This window comes from Paraburkholderia hiiakae (assembly GCF_904848665.1).
GTDB classification, from domain to species: Bacteria; Pseudomonadota; Gammaproteobacteria; order Burkholderiales; family Burkholderiaceae; genus Paraburkholderia; species Paraburkholderia hiiakae.
Genome location: NZ_CAJHCQ010000001.1, coordinates 17,314 through 32,509, shown reverse-complemented (window position 1 = coordinate 32,509; position 15,196 = coordinate 17,314). Strand labels below are relative to the sequence as shown.

General features: G+C 62.0%; 14 protein-coding genes. All 14 read left to right on the top strand.

Translation table 11 applies throughout. The annotated features are described in order from the left end of the window. Positions 1-122: 122 nt before the first annotated feature. The gene (gene nuoE / locus JMY28_RS00160; protein ID WP_201693542.1) at positions 123-608 is read left to right on the top strand and encodes an NADH-quinone oxidoreductase subunit NuoE; all 486 of its coding nucleotides are present in this window, start codon (positions 123-125) and stop codon (positions 606-608) included. Continuing rightward, a complete protein-coding gene (nuoF, locus tag JMY28_RS00155; RefSeq protein WP_201693541.1) occupies positions 605-1,933 on the top strand; it encodes an NADH-quinone oxidoreductase subunit NuoF in 1,329 nt (442 codons plus the stop codon). Before nuoE ends, nuoF begins: the two co-directional genes overlap by 4 nt. Before the next feature lie 111 nt (positions 1,934-2,044). Further along, positions 2,045-4,378, top strand: coding sequence for an NADH-quinone oxidoreductase subunit NuoG (gene nuoG / locus JMY28_RS00150; protein WP_201693540.1), 2,334 nt, complete (start codon positions 2,045-2,047; stop codon positions 4,376-4,378). Then, complete coding sequence (gene nuoH, locus JMY28_RS00145; protein ID WP_201693539.1) at positions 4,379-5,443, top strand: NADH-quinone oxidoreductase subunit NuoH; 1,065 nt, start codon at positions 4,379-4,381, stop codon at positions 5,441-5,443. It abuts the gene before it with no gap. A 15-nt stretch (positions 5,444-5,458) separates the two neighbouring features. Next, the gene (gene nuoI, locus JMY28_RS00140; RefSeq protein ID WP_028205671.1) at positions 5,459-5,947 is read left to right on the top strand and encodes an NADH-quinone oxidoreductase subunit NuoI; all 489 of its coding nucleotides are present in this window, start codon (positions 5,459-5,461) and stop codon (positions 5,945-5,947) included. Between the two features lie 175 nt (positions 5,948-6,122). Further along, positions 6,123-6,827, top strand: coding sequence for an NADH-quinone oxidoreductase subunit J (locus JMY28_RS00135; protein ID WP_201693538.1), 705 nt, complete (start codon positions 6,123-6,125; stop codon positions 6,825-6,827). 17 nt (positions 6,828-6,844) lie between these two features. Then, complete coding sequence (nuoK, locus tag JMY28_RS00130; RefSeq protein WP_006052894.1) at positions 6,845-7,150, top strand: NADH-quinone oxidoreductase subunit NuoK; 306 nt, start codon at positions 6,845-6,847, stop codon at positions 7,148-7,150. Positions 7,151-7,161: 11 nt separating this feature from the next. After that, a complete protein-coding gene (nuoL, locus tag JMY28_RS00125; RefSeq protein ID WP_201693537.1) occupies positions 7,162-9,225 on the top strand; it encodes an NADH-quinone oxidoreductase subunit L in 2,064 nt (687 codons plus the stop codon). A gap of 23 nt (positions 9,226-9,248) precedes the next feature. After that, positions 9,249-10,748 carry an NADH-quinone oxidoreductase subunit M gene (locus JMY28_RS00120; RefSeq protein ID WP_201693536.1) on the top strand — a complete coding sequence of 500 codons (1,500 nt, stop codon included), beginning with the start codon at positions 9,249-9,251 and terminating at the stop codon, positions 10,746-10,748. Positions 10,749-10,772: 24 nt separating this feature from the next. After that, positions 10,773-12,245, top strand: coding sequence for an NADH-quinone oxidoreductase subunit NuoN (gene nuoN, locus JMY28_RS00115; RefSeq protein WP_201693535.1), 1,473 nt, complete (start codon positions 10,773-10,775; stop codon positions 12,243-12,245). Then, positions 12,245-12,547, top strand: coding sequence for a DUF2818 family protein (locus JMY28_RS00110; protein ID WP_201693534.1), 303 nt, complete (start codon positions 12,245-12,247; stop codon positions 12,545-12,547). The genes nuoN and JMY28_RS00110 overlap by 1 nt, the downstream gene beginning before the upstream one ends. Before the next feature lie 127 nt (positions 12,548-12,674). Next, positions 12,675-13,265 carry an NUDIX domain-containing protein gene (locus JMY28_RS00105; RefSeq protein WP_201693533.1) on the top strand — a complete coding sequence of 197 codons (591 nt, stop codon included), beginning with the start codon at positions 12,675-12,677 and terminating at the stop codon, positions 13,263-13,265. A gap of 213 nt (positions 13,266-13,478) precedes the next feature. Continuing rightward, positions 13,479-13,913, top strand: a complete 435-nt coding sequence (locus JMY28_RS00100; RefSeq protein ID WP_201693532.1) for a DUF1178 family protein — start codon at positions 13,479-13,481, stop codon at positions 13,911-13,913. 67 nt (positions 13,914-13,980) lie between these two features. Next, positions 13,981-15,189 (top strand): acyl-CoA dehydrogenase family protein, encoded by a 1,209-nt coding sequence (locus JMY28_RS00095; RefSeq protein WP_201693531.1) that lies wholly within the window; start codon positions 13,981-13,983, stop codon positions 15,187-15,189. Positions 15,190-15,196 lie beyond the last annotated feature (7 nt).

Sequence of the window (15,196 nt, the reverse complement as noted above, 5' to 3'; positions counted from 1 at the left end):
AGGGCGCACTGCGAAATACCGGGAACGCCACGTCCGTCGCAGCGAGCAGGTAGGCTAACGCGCGGCGGGTGTCTGTGTGGCGGGAATTGAAACGGTAGGAATTGAAAGAGTCGTGTCTGAAAATGATCTCAGCTGAAGGCCTGAAAGAAATCGATCGCGCGTTGACGAAGTACCCCGCCGATCAGCGACAGTCCGCCGTGATGGCGGCTTTGGCCGTGGCTCAAGAAGAGCACGGCTGGCTGTCCCCCGAAATCATGCAGTTCGTGGCCGACTATATCGGCATGCCGCCTGTCGCGGTCCAGGAAGTCGCCACGTTCTACACGATGTTCGAGACCAAGCCGGTCGGCAAGCACAAGATCACGCTCTGCACGAATCTGCCGTGCCAGCTCGGCCCGGAAGGCGGCTCGGAAAGCGCTGCCGAATACCTGAAGCAGAAGCTCGGTATCGACTTCGGCGAAACCACGCCCGACGGCAAGTTCACCTTGAAAGAAGGTGAGTGCATGGGTGCGTGCGGCGATGCACCGGTGATGCTCGTGAACAATCACCGTATGTGCAGCTTCATGAGCCGCGAGAAGATCGACCAGCTGCTCGAGGAGCTTTCGAAATGACTTCGTTGCACGACCGTCACATCAAACCGCTGATTCTCGCGGGCCTTAACGGCGAGAACTGGCATCTCGAAGACTACGTCGCGCGCGGCGGCTACAAGCAGCTGCGCCGTATTCTCGAAGAGAAGATTCCGCCCGAGCAGGTGATCGCCGACGTGAAGGCGAGCGGTCTGCGCGGCCGCGGCGGCGCGGGCTTTCCGACGGGCCTGAAGTGGAGTTTCATGCCGCGTCAGTTTCCGGGGCAGAAGTATCTCGTCTGCAACTCGGACGAGGGCGAGCCGGGCACGTTCAAGGACCGCGACATCCTGCGCTGGAATCCGCATAGCGTGATCGAAGGCATGGCCATCGGCGCATACGCGATGGGTATCACCGTGGGCTACAACTACATCCACGGCGAAATTTTCGAGGTGTATCGCCGCTTCGAGGCCGCGCTGGAAGAAGCGCGCCAGGCCGGCTATCTCGGCGACAACATTCTCGGCACGGACTTCTCGTTCCAGCTGCACGCTCACCATGGCTATGGCGCGTACATCTGCGGCGAGGAAACCGCGCTGCTCGAGTCGCTCGAAGGCAAGAAGGGCCAGCCGCGCTTCAAGCCGCCTTTCCCGGCGAGCTTCGGCGTGTATGGCAAGCCGACGACAATCAACAACACCGAGACGTTCGCCGCGGTGCCGTTCCTGCTGACCGTGGGTCCGCAGACGTACATGGAGCTCGGCAAGCCGAACAACGGCGGCACGAAGATCTTCTCGATCTCGGGCGACGTGGAGCGTCCGGGCAACTACGAGATTCCGCTCGGCACCCCGTTCGCGAAGCTCATGGAGCTCGCCGGCGGCGTGCGTGGCGGCAAGAAGCTGAAGGCCGTGATTCCGGGCGGCTCGTCGGCGCCGGTCATTCCGGGCGACCTGATGATGCAGACGGACATGGACTATGACTCCATCGCCAAGCAGGGCTCGATGCTCGGCTCGGGCGCGGTCATCGTCATGGACGAAACGCGCTGCATGGTGCGCTCGCTGCTGCGTCTCTCGTACTTCTATTACGAAGAGTCATGCGGGCAGTGCACGCCGTGCCGCGAAGGCACGGGCTGGCTGTATCGCGTGGTGAACCGCATCGAGCACGGCGAGGGTCGCCAGGAAGACCTGGACCTGCTGAACTCGGTGGCGGGCAACATCATGGGCCGCACGATCTGCGCGCTCGGCGACGCGGCGGCCATGCCGGTGCGCGGCATGCTCAAGCACTACTGGGACGAATTCGAATATCACGTGCACAACAAGCGCTGTCTCGTCGGCGGTCATGCCGGCTCGCACGCGGCCACGGAAACAGTGGCCGCCTGAAAGCGAAGGACAGCGCGTTGTGCCGGGTTGCGCACATCGCGGCGTAGCACGACGCAACGGGGAATGCCGCTGTGAAATTGAGCGGTAACAGGTTAGGGACGATTAACCATCATGGTTGAACTTGAAATAGACGGCAAGAAGGTGCAGGTGCCCGAGGGCAGCATGGTGATCCAGGCTGCTCAGCGCGTGGACACGTACATCCCGCACTTCTGCTATCACAAGAAGCTCTCCATCGCGGCCAACTGCCGGATGTGTCTCGTCGATGTCGAGAAGATGCCGAAGGCCGTGCCCGCGTGCGCGACGCCGGTGTCGCAAGGCATGGTCGTGCGCACCATGTCGGACAAGGCCGTGCAGGGTCAGCAAGCCGTGATGGAATTCCTGCTGATCAACCACCCGCTCGACTGCCCGATCTGCGATCAGGGCGGCGAATGCCAGCTTCAGGATCTGGCCGTTGGTTACGGCAAGTCCGCTTCGCGTTACAGCGAAGAAAAGCGCGTCGTGTTCCACAAGAACGTGGGTCCGCTCATCTCGATGGAAGAGATGTCGCGCTGCATTCACTGCACGCGCTGCGTGCGCTTTGGCGACGAAATCGCCGGCGTGATGGAACTCGGGATGCTCGGCCGCGGCGAGCACTCGGAAATCACCTCGTTCGTCGGCAAGACGGTCGACTCGGAACTCTCGGGCAACATGATCGACCTGTGCCCGGTCGGCGCGCTCACGAGCAAGCCGTTCCGCTTCTCGGCGCGGACGTGGGAATTGTCGCGCCGCAAATCGGTGAGCCCGCACGACGCGACGGGTGCGAACCTCGTCGTTCAGGTGAAGAACAACCGCGTGATGCGCGTGCTGCCGTTCGAGAACGAATCCATCAACGAATGCTGGATTTCGGACAAGGACCGCTTCTCGTATGAAGGCCTGAACAGCGAAGACCGCCTCACGCGCCCGATGATCAAGCAGGGCGGCGAGTGGATCGAGACCGACTGGCAGACCGCACTGGAATACGTCGTGAAGGGCATCAAAGGCATTTGCGACGAGCACGGTGAGAACCAGCTTGCGCTGCTCGCGAGCCCGCACAGCACGCTCGAAGAACTCTTTCTCGCGAAGCAGTTCGCGGACGCGATCGGTACGCCGAACGTCGATTTCCGCCTGCGCCAGAGCGATTTTTCGGCGCCGCTCGAAGGCGCGCCGTGGCTTGGCACGAAGATCGCCGAACTCTCGTACGCCGACTCGGCATTCGTGATCGGCTCGTTCCTGCGCCGCGACCACGCACTGTTCGCCGCGCGTCTGCGCCAGGCGGCAAAGGGCGGTGCACAGGTCAGCTTCCTGCAGGCCACCGCTGACGGCTCGCTGATTCCGAACGCGCAGCGCATCGTCGCCGCGCCGTCGGCATGGCTCGACGAACTCGCGGCGATCGCAGCGGCTGTGGCCGAAGCGAAGGGCGTTGCGGTGCCGGAAGGCTTCTCAGGCGCACAGGCTACCGACGCCGCGAAGCAAGTCGCCGCATCGCTCGCGAGTGGCGAGCGACGCTACGTGCTGCTCGGCAACGCCGCGGTCCAGCATCCGGAATTCTCGCGCCTGCATGCAGCCGCGCAGTTCATCGCCGAGACGACTGGCGCGACGCTTGGCTTCCTCACGGAAGCGGCCAACACGGTTGGCGCGCACATTGCCGGCGCACTGCCGGGCCGCGACGGCCTGAACGCACGCGAAGCGTTCGAGCAGCCGCGCAGGGGCTATCTGCTCTTCAACGTCGAACCGGAATTCGATACGGCAAACCCCGCAGCCGCGCGCGCCGCGCTTGCGCAGGCCGAAATGGTCGCCGTGTTCTCGCCGTACAAGACGGGCCTCGACTACGCGGACGTGCTGCTGCCCATCGCTCCGTACACGGAAACCTCGGGTACCTTCATCAACGCCGAAGGTACGGCACAGATTTTCAACGGCGTCGTGCGCCCGCTCGGCGACACGCGTCCGGCATGGAAGGTCCTGCGCGTGCTCGGCACGCTCCTGGGCGCGAAGGGCTTCGAGTACGACACGGCCGAAGAAGTGCGCCGCAAAGCGCTCGGCGACGGCAGCTTCGAAGGCCGTCTGTCGAACAAGGCCAGCGCTACGGTTGCGCGCGGCAGCCTCGCGAAAGCCGCGGAAGGCCGCTTCGAGCGCATCGCCGACGTACCCATTTACCACGCCGATCAAATCGTGCGCCGCGGCGAAGCGCTGCAGCTCACCACGGCTGCCCGCTTGGCGAACGCGATCGGCCTGCCGGCGGCATACTTCGACCAGCTCGGCCTGAAGGAAGGCGACGCCGTGCGCGTGCGCCAAGGCGATCTGTCGGTAACGGCGCCCGCAACGCGCGATGCGAATCTTGCGCCGACGGTGGTGCGCGTGTCGGCGGCGACGCCGGCTGGTGCGCAACTCGGCAGCCTGTTCGGTGAACTGCTGGTGGAGAAGGCGTAAATGAGCTTGTTCGATACGATCAATGCAGGCGGCAGCCAGCTGCTCGGCGTGGCATGGCCCACCGTGTGGGCGCTGGTGCGCATTCTCGTCGTCGCGGTGGTGATCCTGCTGTGCGTCGCGTACCTGATCCTCTGGGAGCGCAAGCTGATCGGCTGGATGCACGTGCGTCTCGGTCCGAATCGCGTGGGCCCGGCAGGGCTGTTGCAGCCGATCGCCGACGTGCTGAAGCTGCTTCTTAAGGAAGTGATTCAGCCCGCGCAGGCAAGCCGTTGGATCTACATGGTCGCGCCGATCATGGTGGTGGTGCCGGCATTCGCGGTCTGGGCGGTGATTCCGTTCCAGGCGGGCGCGGTGCTCGGCGACATCAACGCGGGCCTGCTCTACGCGATGGCGATCTCGTCGATCGGCGTGTATGGCGTGATTCTGGCGGGCTGGGCCTCGAACTCGAAGTACGCGTTCCTCGGCGCCATGCGCGCCGCGGCGCAGATGGTTTCGTACGAAATTTCGATGGGTTTCGCGCTCGTCGTCGTGCTGATGGTGTCGGGCAGCCTGAATCTTTCTGTGATCGTCGAAGGCCAGATGCGCGGCATGTTCGCAAACTGGGGTATTACGTTCCTCTCGTGGAACTGGCTGCCGCTTTTGCCGATGTTCGTCGTCTACTTCATCTCGGGCATTGCTGAGACGAATCGCCACCCGTTCGACGTGGTGGAAGGGGAGTCGGAAATCGTCGCGGGTCACATGATCGATTACTCGGGTATGGCCTTCGCGCTGTTCTTCCTCGCCGAGTACATCAACATGATCGTGATCTCGGCGCTCGCCTCGGTGCTGTTCCTTGGCGGCTGGAGCGCCCCGTTCGGATTCCTCGACTTCATCCCGGGCGTGTTCTGGCTTGTGCTGAAGGTCTTCTGCCTCTTGTCGATTTTCATCTGGGCCCGCGCGACGTTCCCGCGCTATCGCTATGACCAGATCATGCGTCTCGGTTGGAAGGTGTTCATTCCGGTGTGCATCGTCTGGCTGATCGTGGTCGGCTTCTGGTACATGTCGCCGTTGAGCATCTGGAAATAAGGGGCGAACACAACCATGAACGCTATCCAAAACTTCTTTAAGACGTTTTTCCTGACCGAGCTGCTTAAGGGTCTCGCGCTGACGGGTCGTTACGCGTTCAAGCGCAAGTTCACGGTGCAGTTCCCGGAAGAAAAGACGCCTATTTCCCCGCGTTTTCGCGGTCTGCACGCGCTGCGCCGCTATGAAAATGGCGAAGAGCGCTGCATCGCGTGCAAGCTGTGCGAGGCCGTGTGCCCCGCGCTCGCGATCACGATCGAATCGGAAGTGCGCGAGGACAACACGCGCCGCACGACGCGTTACGACATTGACCTGACCAAATGCATCTTCTGCGGTTTCTGCGAAGAGAGCTGCCCGGTCGACTCGATCGTCGAAACGCACATTCTCGAGTATCACGGCGAGAAGCGCGGCGATCTGTATTTCACGAAGGATATGCTGCTGGCCGTTGGCGATCGCTATGAAGCGCAGATCGCGGCGAACAAGGCAGCGGATGCACCGTACCGTTGATCTTTCAGTTTGACGCTGCATCGGCCCGCGGTTCGGGCAGGCTGTGGGAAACGCGTGTGCCAAACGAGCCGCGCTTGTCCACAGCCCAACCGCCGCGGCGCGACGCCCCTGGTCTGGCCGCCAGTCTGCGCCGCGCAATCCGCTTCACGAAGGCCTCAACGATGAACCAGTAATCATGGAATTCACGACCGTCCTGTTCTACATCTTCGCGCTGCTGCTCACGCTGTCAGGGCTGAAGGTGATCACTTCGCGCAATCCTGTCGCGTCTGCGCTCTTCCTCGTGCTCGCGTTCTTCAACGCGGCCGCGATCTGGATGCTGCTCGAGGCCGAATTCCTCGCGATCCTGCTGGTGCTCGTCTACGTGGGCGCAGTGATGGTGCTGTTCCTGTTCGTGGTGATGATGCTGGACATCAACGTCGACGTGCTGAGCCGCGACTTCAAGCGCTTTATCCCGGTGGCGACCATCGTGGGCGCGATCATCGTGGTGGAAACCGCGCTGATCCTGTGGCACGGCTACGGCGCGACGACCACGCCGGTGCCCGACACCACGCCAGCTGCCGCCGCCGCGATCTCGAACGCGCACCTGATTGGCAAGATCATCTACACCGACTACATCTTCGCCTTCGAAGTCGCCGGCCTCGTACTGCTGGTGGCGATTGTCGCGGCCATCGCACTGACCGTGCGCGAGCCGAAAGACTCGAAGCGCCAGAACGTGTCGAAGCAGGTCAGCGTGCGTCGCCAGGACCGCGTGCGCCTCGTGAAGATGCAGGCCGTCGTGGAAGTGCCGGAGCCGGCAGAACCGGCGCAAGCCGAAGCCGGGGCTGCGCCCGCGGCAGGCACGGCTGGTGCCCCCGCGGCTGCACCGGCAACGAAGAGCTAAGCGCGAAGGAGCGAACCATGCTGACACTGGCCCATTACCTCGTCCTCGGCGCGATCCTTTTTGCGATCTCGATCGTTGGCATTTTTCTCAATCGGCGCAACGTCATCATCATCCTGATGGCGATTGAGCTGATGCTGTTGGCGGTGAACACGAATTTCGTCGCGTTCTCGCATTATCTCGGTGACGTTCACGGACAGATTTTCGTGTTCTTCGTGCTAACTGTTGCGGCAGCGGAAGCCGCGATTGGTCTGGCTATTCTTGTGACTCTGTTCCGCAGCCTCGACACGATCAACGTCGAGGACCTCGATCAGCTCAAAGGCTAAGGCAGGCTGCTATGGCAACAACACTCAACGAAACCTTATTGCTGGCGATCCCGCTGGCGCCTCTCGCCGGTTCTCTCATTGCCGGTTTGTTCGGCAAAACGGTCGGGCGCGCGGGCGCGCATACGGTGACCATTCTTGGCGTCGCGATTGCATTCGTGCTTTCGTGCATCACGTTGTTCGACGTGATGGGCGGTGCGAGCTTCAACGCGACTGTCTACGAATGGATGTCGGTCGGCGGCCTGAAGTTCGAAGTGGGCTTCCTCATCGACTCGTTGACGGCGCTCATGATGGTCGTCGTGACTTTTGTGTCGCTGATGGTGCACATCTACACGATCGGCTACATGGCGGAAGAAGAGGGCTATCAGCGCTTCTTCTCGTACATCGCGCTCTTCACGTTCTCGATGCTGATGCTCGTGATGAGCAACAACTTCCTGCAGCTGTTCTTCGGCTGGGAAGCGGTGGGTCTCGTCTCGTACCTGCTGATCGGCTTCTACTTCAAGCGTGAAAGCGCCATCTACGCGAACATGAAGGCGTTCCTCGTGAACCGCGTGGGCGACTTCGGCTTCCTGCTCGGTATTGGCCTTCTGCTCGCGTACGGCGGCTCGCTGAACTACAACGACATCTTCGCGAAGGGTCATGAAATTGCCGCGCTGACGTTCCCGGGCACCTCGTGGAACCTGCTCACCGTTGCGTGTATCTGCCTCTTCATCGGCGCAATGGGTAAGTCGGCGCAGTTCCCGCTGCACGTCTGGCTCCCGGACTCGATGGAAGGCCCGACGCCGATTTCCGCGCTGATTCACGCGGCAACCATGGTGACGGCCGGTATCTTCATGGTCGCACGTATGTCGCCGCTGTTCGAGCTTTCGGAAGCCGCGCTCTCCTTCATCGTCGTGATCGGCGCTATCACCGCGCTCTTCATGGGTTTCCTTGGTATCGTGCAGAACGACATCAAGCGGGTGGTCGCTTATTCCACGCTGTCGCAGCTCGGCTACATGACGGTCGCACTCGGCGTGTCGGCTTACCCGGTCGCGATCTTCCATCTGATGACGCACGCATTCTTCAAGGCGCTGCTGTTCCTCGGCGCGGGTTCGGTCATCATCGGTATGCACCATGACCAGGACATGCGCAACATGGGCGGTCTGCGCAAGTACATGCCCATCACGTGGATCACCTCGCTCGTCGGTTCGCTCGCGCTGATCGGCACGCCGTTCTTCTCGGGCTTCTACTCGAAGGACTCGATCATCGACGCCGTGAAGCTCTCGCACCTGCCGGGTTCGGGCTTCGCTTACTTCGCAGTGGTTGCCAGCGTGTTCGTGACGGCGCTGTACTCGTTCCGCATGTATTTCCTCGTGTTCCACGGTGAAGAGCGCTTCCGCGGTCCGAAGCATCCCGAGTCGCCGATGGCGATCGAAGCCGCTAATGCGGCCCACAACGGTCACGGCGATCACGGCCACGGTCACGACGAGCACCACGTACATGTGCCGCACGAGTCGCCGTGGGTCATCTGGGTGCCGCTCGTTCTGCTCGCGATCCCCTCGGTGATCGCCGGTGCGATCGCGATCCAGCCGCTGCTCTTCGGTGACTTCTTCTCGCATGGCGTGGCGTTCCAGAACGTCATCTTTGTTGGCGAGAACCACGAAGCGCTCACGGAGATGGGCAAGGAATTCCAGGGCTGGGCCGCGATGGGCGCGCATGCGTTCTCGGGTCTGCCGGTGTGGCTCGCACTCGCGGGTGTGGTGGTGGCGTGGTTCTTCTACATGAAGCGCCCGGATCTGCCGGCCGTCGTGTCGCGCACGTTCTCGCCGGTCTACAAGCTGCTGGCAAACGCGTATTACCTCGACAAGATCAACGAAATCGTCTTCGCTCGCGGAGCAGTCGCTATCGGTCGCGGTCTGTGGAAGGAGGGCGATGTCGTCGTGATCGATGGCGTCGTAAACGGGAGCGCCAAGTTTATCGGCTGGTTTGCAACTGTCATTCGTTTCCTGCAATCCGGCTACATCTACCACTACGCATTTGCCATGATCATTGGCATGCTTGGCCTCCTTACCCTGTTTGTAACGCTCGGCGGCAAATAAGGCAAAATAAGGCGAGGAAACGCATGCACGCAACTCCGATTCTCAGTATTGCGATCTGGATGCCGATCGTATTCGGCATCATCGTTCTTGTAGTGGGTTCCCGTCGGAACCCGAGTGCGGACCGCTGGCTCGCACTCATCGGTTCGGTGCTTAGTTTCCTCGTCACCCTTCCGCTCGTTGCGGGCTTCGATACGACCACCGCTTCCCTGCAGTTCGAGGAGAAGTCGGTCTGGATCGAGCGGTTCAATATTTCGTATCACCTGGGCGTCGACGGCATTGCGATGTGGTTCGTCGTGCTCACGGCCCTCATCACCGTGATCGTCGTGATCGCGGGCTGGCAGGTCATCACGAAGAACGTCGCGCAGTATTACGCGTCGTTCCTCATCCTTTCGGGCATCATGATCGGCGTTTTCTGCGCCGCCGACGGTCTGTTGTTCTACGTTTTCTTCGAAGCCACGCTCATTCCGATGTACATCATCATCGGCGTGTGGGGCGGACCGAACCGTGTGTACGCAGCGTTCAAGTTCTTTCTCTACACGCTGGCCGGCTCGCTGCTCATGCTGGTCGCGTTGCTGTACCTGTACCGTATTACCGGGACCTTCGACCTCGCCTCCTGGCAGGCCGCGAAGATCGCCATGACGCCGCAAATCTTGCTGTTCATCGCGTTCTTCTTCGCGTTCGCCGTCAAGGTGCCGATGTGGCCGGTCCACACGTGGTTGCCGGACGCGCACGTCGAAGCGCCGACGGGCGGGTCGGTCGTGCTGGCCGCGATCATGCTCAAGCTTGGCGCGTACGGTTTCCTGCGTTTCTCGCTGCCGGTCACGCCGGACGCAAGTCACTACCTGGCGCCGATCATCATCACGCTGTCGTTGATCGCCGTGATCTACATCGGCCTCGTGGCGATGGTGCAGGCGGACATGAAGAAGCTGGTCGCGTACTCGTCGATTGCCCACATGGGCTTCGTCACGCTCGGCTTCTTTATGTTCGGCCCGTCGAGCCAGCTCGCGATGGAAGGCGGGATCATCCAGATGATTTCGCACGGCTTTGTCTCGGGCGCCATGTTCCTGTGCATCGGCGTGCTGTACGACCGTATGCACACACGCGATATCGCGGACTACGGCGGTGTGGTCAACACCATGCCGAAGTTCGCGGCGCTGGTCATGCTGTTCGCCATGGCCAATTGCGGCCTGCCGGGCACCTCTGGATTCGTCGGCGAATTCATGGTGATTCTGGCGGCCGTGCAGTACAACTTCTGGATCGCTTTCGGGGCGGCGTTCACGCTGATCCTGGGCGCGGCCTATACGTTGTGGATGTACAAGCGGGTGTACTTCGGCGCCGTCGCGAACGATCACGTTCGCGAGCTGAAGGACATCAACTGTCGCGAATACTTCATGCTTGCGGTGCTCGCGCTGTTTACGCTTTTCATGGGCATCTACCCGAAGCCCTTTACCGATGTGATGCACGTCTCCGTGGAAAACCTCCTCTCCCACGTCGCAGTGTCGAAACTGCCGCTGTCACAGTAATACCGAGCGGAGGAACAAAAGATCATGCCAAACGCCCCTTTGAACGCTCTGCTACCCGACGCGCTGGTGATGACCGGCCTCGTCGTCGCGTGGCTCAACGACACGTTCACCGGCCCTTCGGGCCGTCGCACAACCTATTTCATCGCGCTGCTGACCACGGTCATAGCCGGTATCTGGTTTGCGGTGAACGCGTTCGATCCGCACGTGTACTACTACTTCACGCGGATGTACGTGATCGATCCGTTCGCGAGCGCGATGAAGTCGGTGGTCACGCTCGGCTACGCGGTCACGATCGTGTACTCGCGCAAGTATCTCGAAGACCGCGACATGTTCCGGGGCGAGTTCTTCCTGCTTGGCATGTTCTCGCTGCTCGGCCAGATCACAATGATCTCGGGCAATAACTTCCTCACGCTGTACCTCGGCCTCGAGCTGATGTCGCTCTCGCTCTACGCGGTCATCGCACTGCGTCGTAACGCGGCGCAGTCGAACGAAGCCGCGATGAAGTACTACGTGCTGGGTGCGCTCGCTTCGGGTTTCCTGCTCTATGGCATCTCGATGCTGTACGGCGCGACCGGCTCGCTCGAGTTGAACGAAGTGTTCAAGGCCGTGGCTTCGGGTCACATCAACGATATCGTCCTGCTGTTCGGCGTGGTGTTCATCGTCGCCGGCGTGGCGTTCAAGATGGGCGCGGTGCCGTTCCATATGTGGGTACCCGACGTCTATCAAGGCGCGCCTACGGCCATGACGCTGCTCACCGGCGGCGGTCCGAAAGTCGCGGCATTCGCCTGGGCCGTGCGCTTCCTCGTGATGGGCCTGCTGCCGCTGGCAGTGGACTGGCAAGAGATGCTGATCATCCTTGCAGCGCTTTCGATGATCGTCGGCAACATCACGGGTATCGTGCAGCGCAACGTCAAGCGTATGCTCGCGTACTCGGCCATTTCGAACATGGGCTTCGTGCTGCTCGGCCTGCTCGCCGGCATCGTCGACAACAAGGCGACGGGCGCGGCCAGCGCATACAGCTCGGCCATGTTCTACAGCATCGTCTACCTCATCACGACGCTCGGCGCGTTTGGTGTGGTCATGCTGCTGTCCCGCCGCGATTTCGAAGCGGAAACCATCGACGACTTCAAGGGCCTGAACCAGCGCAACCCGGTGTTCGCGTTCGTCATGATGCTCATGATGTTCTCGCTCGCCGGTATTCCGCCGACGGTTGGCTTCTATGCGAAGCTCGCCGTGCTCGAAGCGACCATGAACGCGGGCCTCACGTGGCTCGCCGTGCTCGCCGTGATCACGTCGCTGTTCGGCGCGTTCTATTACCTGCGTATCGTCAAGCTGATGTACTTCGACGCACCGCAGGACGAAGCACCGATCGAGAGCCATGCGTGCAACCGCGCGCTGCTCACGCTCAACGGCGCTGCGGTGCTCGTGCTAGGCATCATCCCGGGCCCGCTGATGTCGATCTGCCTGCAGGCCGTCACGCATACGCTGCCGCTCTAATGTCGGCAGCGGGCTGGTTCATCGTGCTGTTGGCGCTCGCGGGCGCCAACCTGCCGTTCTTCAACCAGCGATTGTTCGGCGTCGTGCCGCTTCGCGCACCGAAGAAGAGTGCGTGGATTCGCATCGCTGAAATGATCGTGCTGTATTTTGTGGTCGGTACGTTCGGCTTCCTGCTGGAGGCGCGTGCCGGCAACCGTTTTGACCAGGGCTGGCAGTTCTATGCGATCACCTTCAGTCTTTTTGTCGTGTTCGCGTTCCCCGGCTTCACCTGGCAATATCTAGTCAAGCGCCGCCCGGCGTGACGCAAGTCGCCGGCCCGCGGCCGGCTCGCGCCGTGCGCCTCGCAGTCTGGTCGGCCGTCTGGCCGATTTCACTTCTTGCGGCGCGCCCGCGACTTCCCGATTTTTCTGAGCACCCACGAGGCTGACTATGGCTGAACATCATCAACACGACCCGGCGCTCGCCGAGACGTGCGTGGAAAGCACGACGCTCTACGCGGGTAATTTTCTTACCCTGAAGCGCGATACGGTCGCCTTGCCAGACGGCAAGCACGCCACGCGCGAGTTCGTTCAGCATCCCGGCGCGGTAATGGTGATCCCGCTGTTCGACGACGGCCGCGTGCTGATGGAGCGCCAGTACCGCTATCCGCTCTCGCGCGTGATGACGGAATTCCCCGCCGGCAAGCTCGATCCGCAGGAAGGCGCGCTCGCCTGCGCAATCCGCGAACTCAAGGAAGAGACGGGCTATACGGCGCGCGAGTACGTCTATCTCGCGCAGATCCATCCCGTGATCTCGTACTCGACCGAATTCATCGACATCTATCTTGCGCGCGGGCTGACCGCAGGCGCGGCGGAGCTCGACGACGGCGAGTTTCTTGAAACCTTCACGGCAACGGTTCCCGAACTGCTCGAATGGGTGCGCACCGGCAAGATCACCGACGTGAAGACGATCATCGGTACGTTCTGGCTCGAAAAGGCGCTGTCGGGCGCGTGGCCGCTCGCGAAGGCAGAGCAGGGCTGACACGCTACCCGTGCATCGCCCTTCAGATCAACGGCGGCCCTCGTGGCCGCCGTTGTCGCTTCTACGCGCGCAAGCACCCTCAGCGCGCGCGCCCGAGCGGCGCTACAATCGAACCCCCGGGAAAATCCCCGGTGGCCGGCCGCCGGATTTTTTTCGAACGGTCGTTCACAAATTTACGATTTGCGCTAAACTCACCGCAAGCCTCGATTCCCCATGAAGGTCCTCGATTTACAGTGTCCAGACGGCCATCGGTTTGAAGGCTGGTTCGCATCGGTTGACGATTTCGAGTCGCAACTGTCCCGCAAGCTGGTCGAATGTCCGATGTGCGGCGCCACCCACGTGACCCGCTTGCCGTCCGCGCCCCGGTTGAACCTGTCCGGCGCGAGCGAAACGCCGAAAGCGTCGTCGCACGAGCAGGCGGCGCAATGGCAAGCGCATGCGATGCGTGTAATCCGCGAGGTCCTCGACAAGACGGAGAACGTAGGTGACCGTTTCGCCGAGGAGGCGCGGCGCATTCACTACAACGAAGCGCCGTCGCGCAACATCCGTGGAATTGCTTCTGCGGAAGATGCGCAAGCTCTCGTCGAAGAAGGCATCGATGTGATGCCGCTGCCGGTTCCGGCCGCGCTGAAGGGTCCGCTGCAATAACGACATGCGGGTCTTTGCCGCGGCGCGAGGAACGCTTCGCACCGGCCGCGGCCAGGAGACTTAGCGCATGGATCTGGACTACACCCCCGCTGACGACGCATTTCGCGCCGAAATCCGCGCCTGGCTCGAGGCCAATCTGCCTCAAGCGATGCGCGACAAGGTTCTCAACCACAAGCGCCTCTCGCGCGACGACATCGCCAACTGGCACAAGCTGCTAGGGGCGCGGGGCTGGTCCGCGCCGGCGTGGCCGAAGGAATGGGGCGGCCCCGGTTGGACCGAAGCACAACGCCACATCTGGGACGCCGAGTGCGGTCGCATCGGCGCACCGCCGGTGCTGCCGTTCGGTGTTTCGATGGTCGCGCCCGTGCTCATGAAGTACGGCAACGAAGCGCAAAAGGGCCGCTATCTTCCGCGCATCCTTTCCGGTGAAGACTGGTGGTGCCAGGGCTACTCCGAGCCGGGCTCGGGCTCCGACCTCGCGTCGTTGCGCACGCGCGCGGTCCTCGTCAAAAGCGGTGAGGGCGATCACTACGTCGTGAACGGCCAGAAGACCTGGACCACGCTCGGCCAGCACGCCGACATGATGTTCTGCCTCGTACGCACCGATCCCGCGGCCAAGAAGCAGGAAGGCATCTCGTTCCTCCTCATCGACATGAAATCGCCCGGCATCACCGTGCGTCCGATCATCACGCTCGATGAAGACCATGAGGTCAACGAAGTATTTTTCGAAGACGTGAAGGTGCCCGTCGACAATCTCGTTGGCGAGGAGAACCGCGGCTGGACCTACGCGAAGTATCTGCTTGGTCACGAGCGCACGGGCATCGCGCGGGTGGGCGCGTCGAATCGCGAACTGGCGTTCCTCAAGGGCGTCGCGCTCAAGCAGAAGAAGCACGGCAAACCGCTGCTGCAAGATCCCGTGTTCGCGGCGCGTGTGGCAGCCGTCGAAATCGAACTGATGGCGCTCGAAGTCACCGCCGAACGCGTGATCGCGAGCGCATCGAACGGACGCGGCCCCGGTCCCGAAGCGTCGATGCTCAAGATCAAGGGCACGGAGATCCAGCAGGCGCTGACCGAGCTGATGGTCGATGCGGTCGGCCCGCTTGCAGCGCCGTTCGATCCCGCCTTCCTCGAGGGCGAGCACGAACACGCCGCAGGCGGCGATGACGACGCGGCGCCCCTCGCGGCGTACTACTTCAACTATCGCAAGACGTCGATCTATGGCGGGTCGAATGAAATCCAGAAGAACATCATCTCGCAGATGATTCTGGGGATTTGAGGAGCGA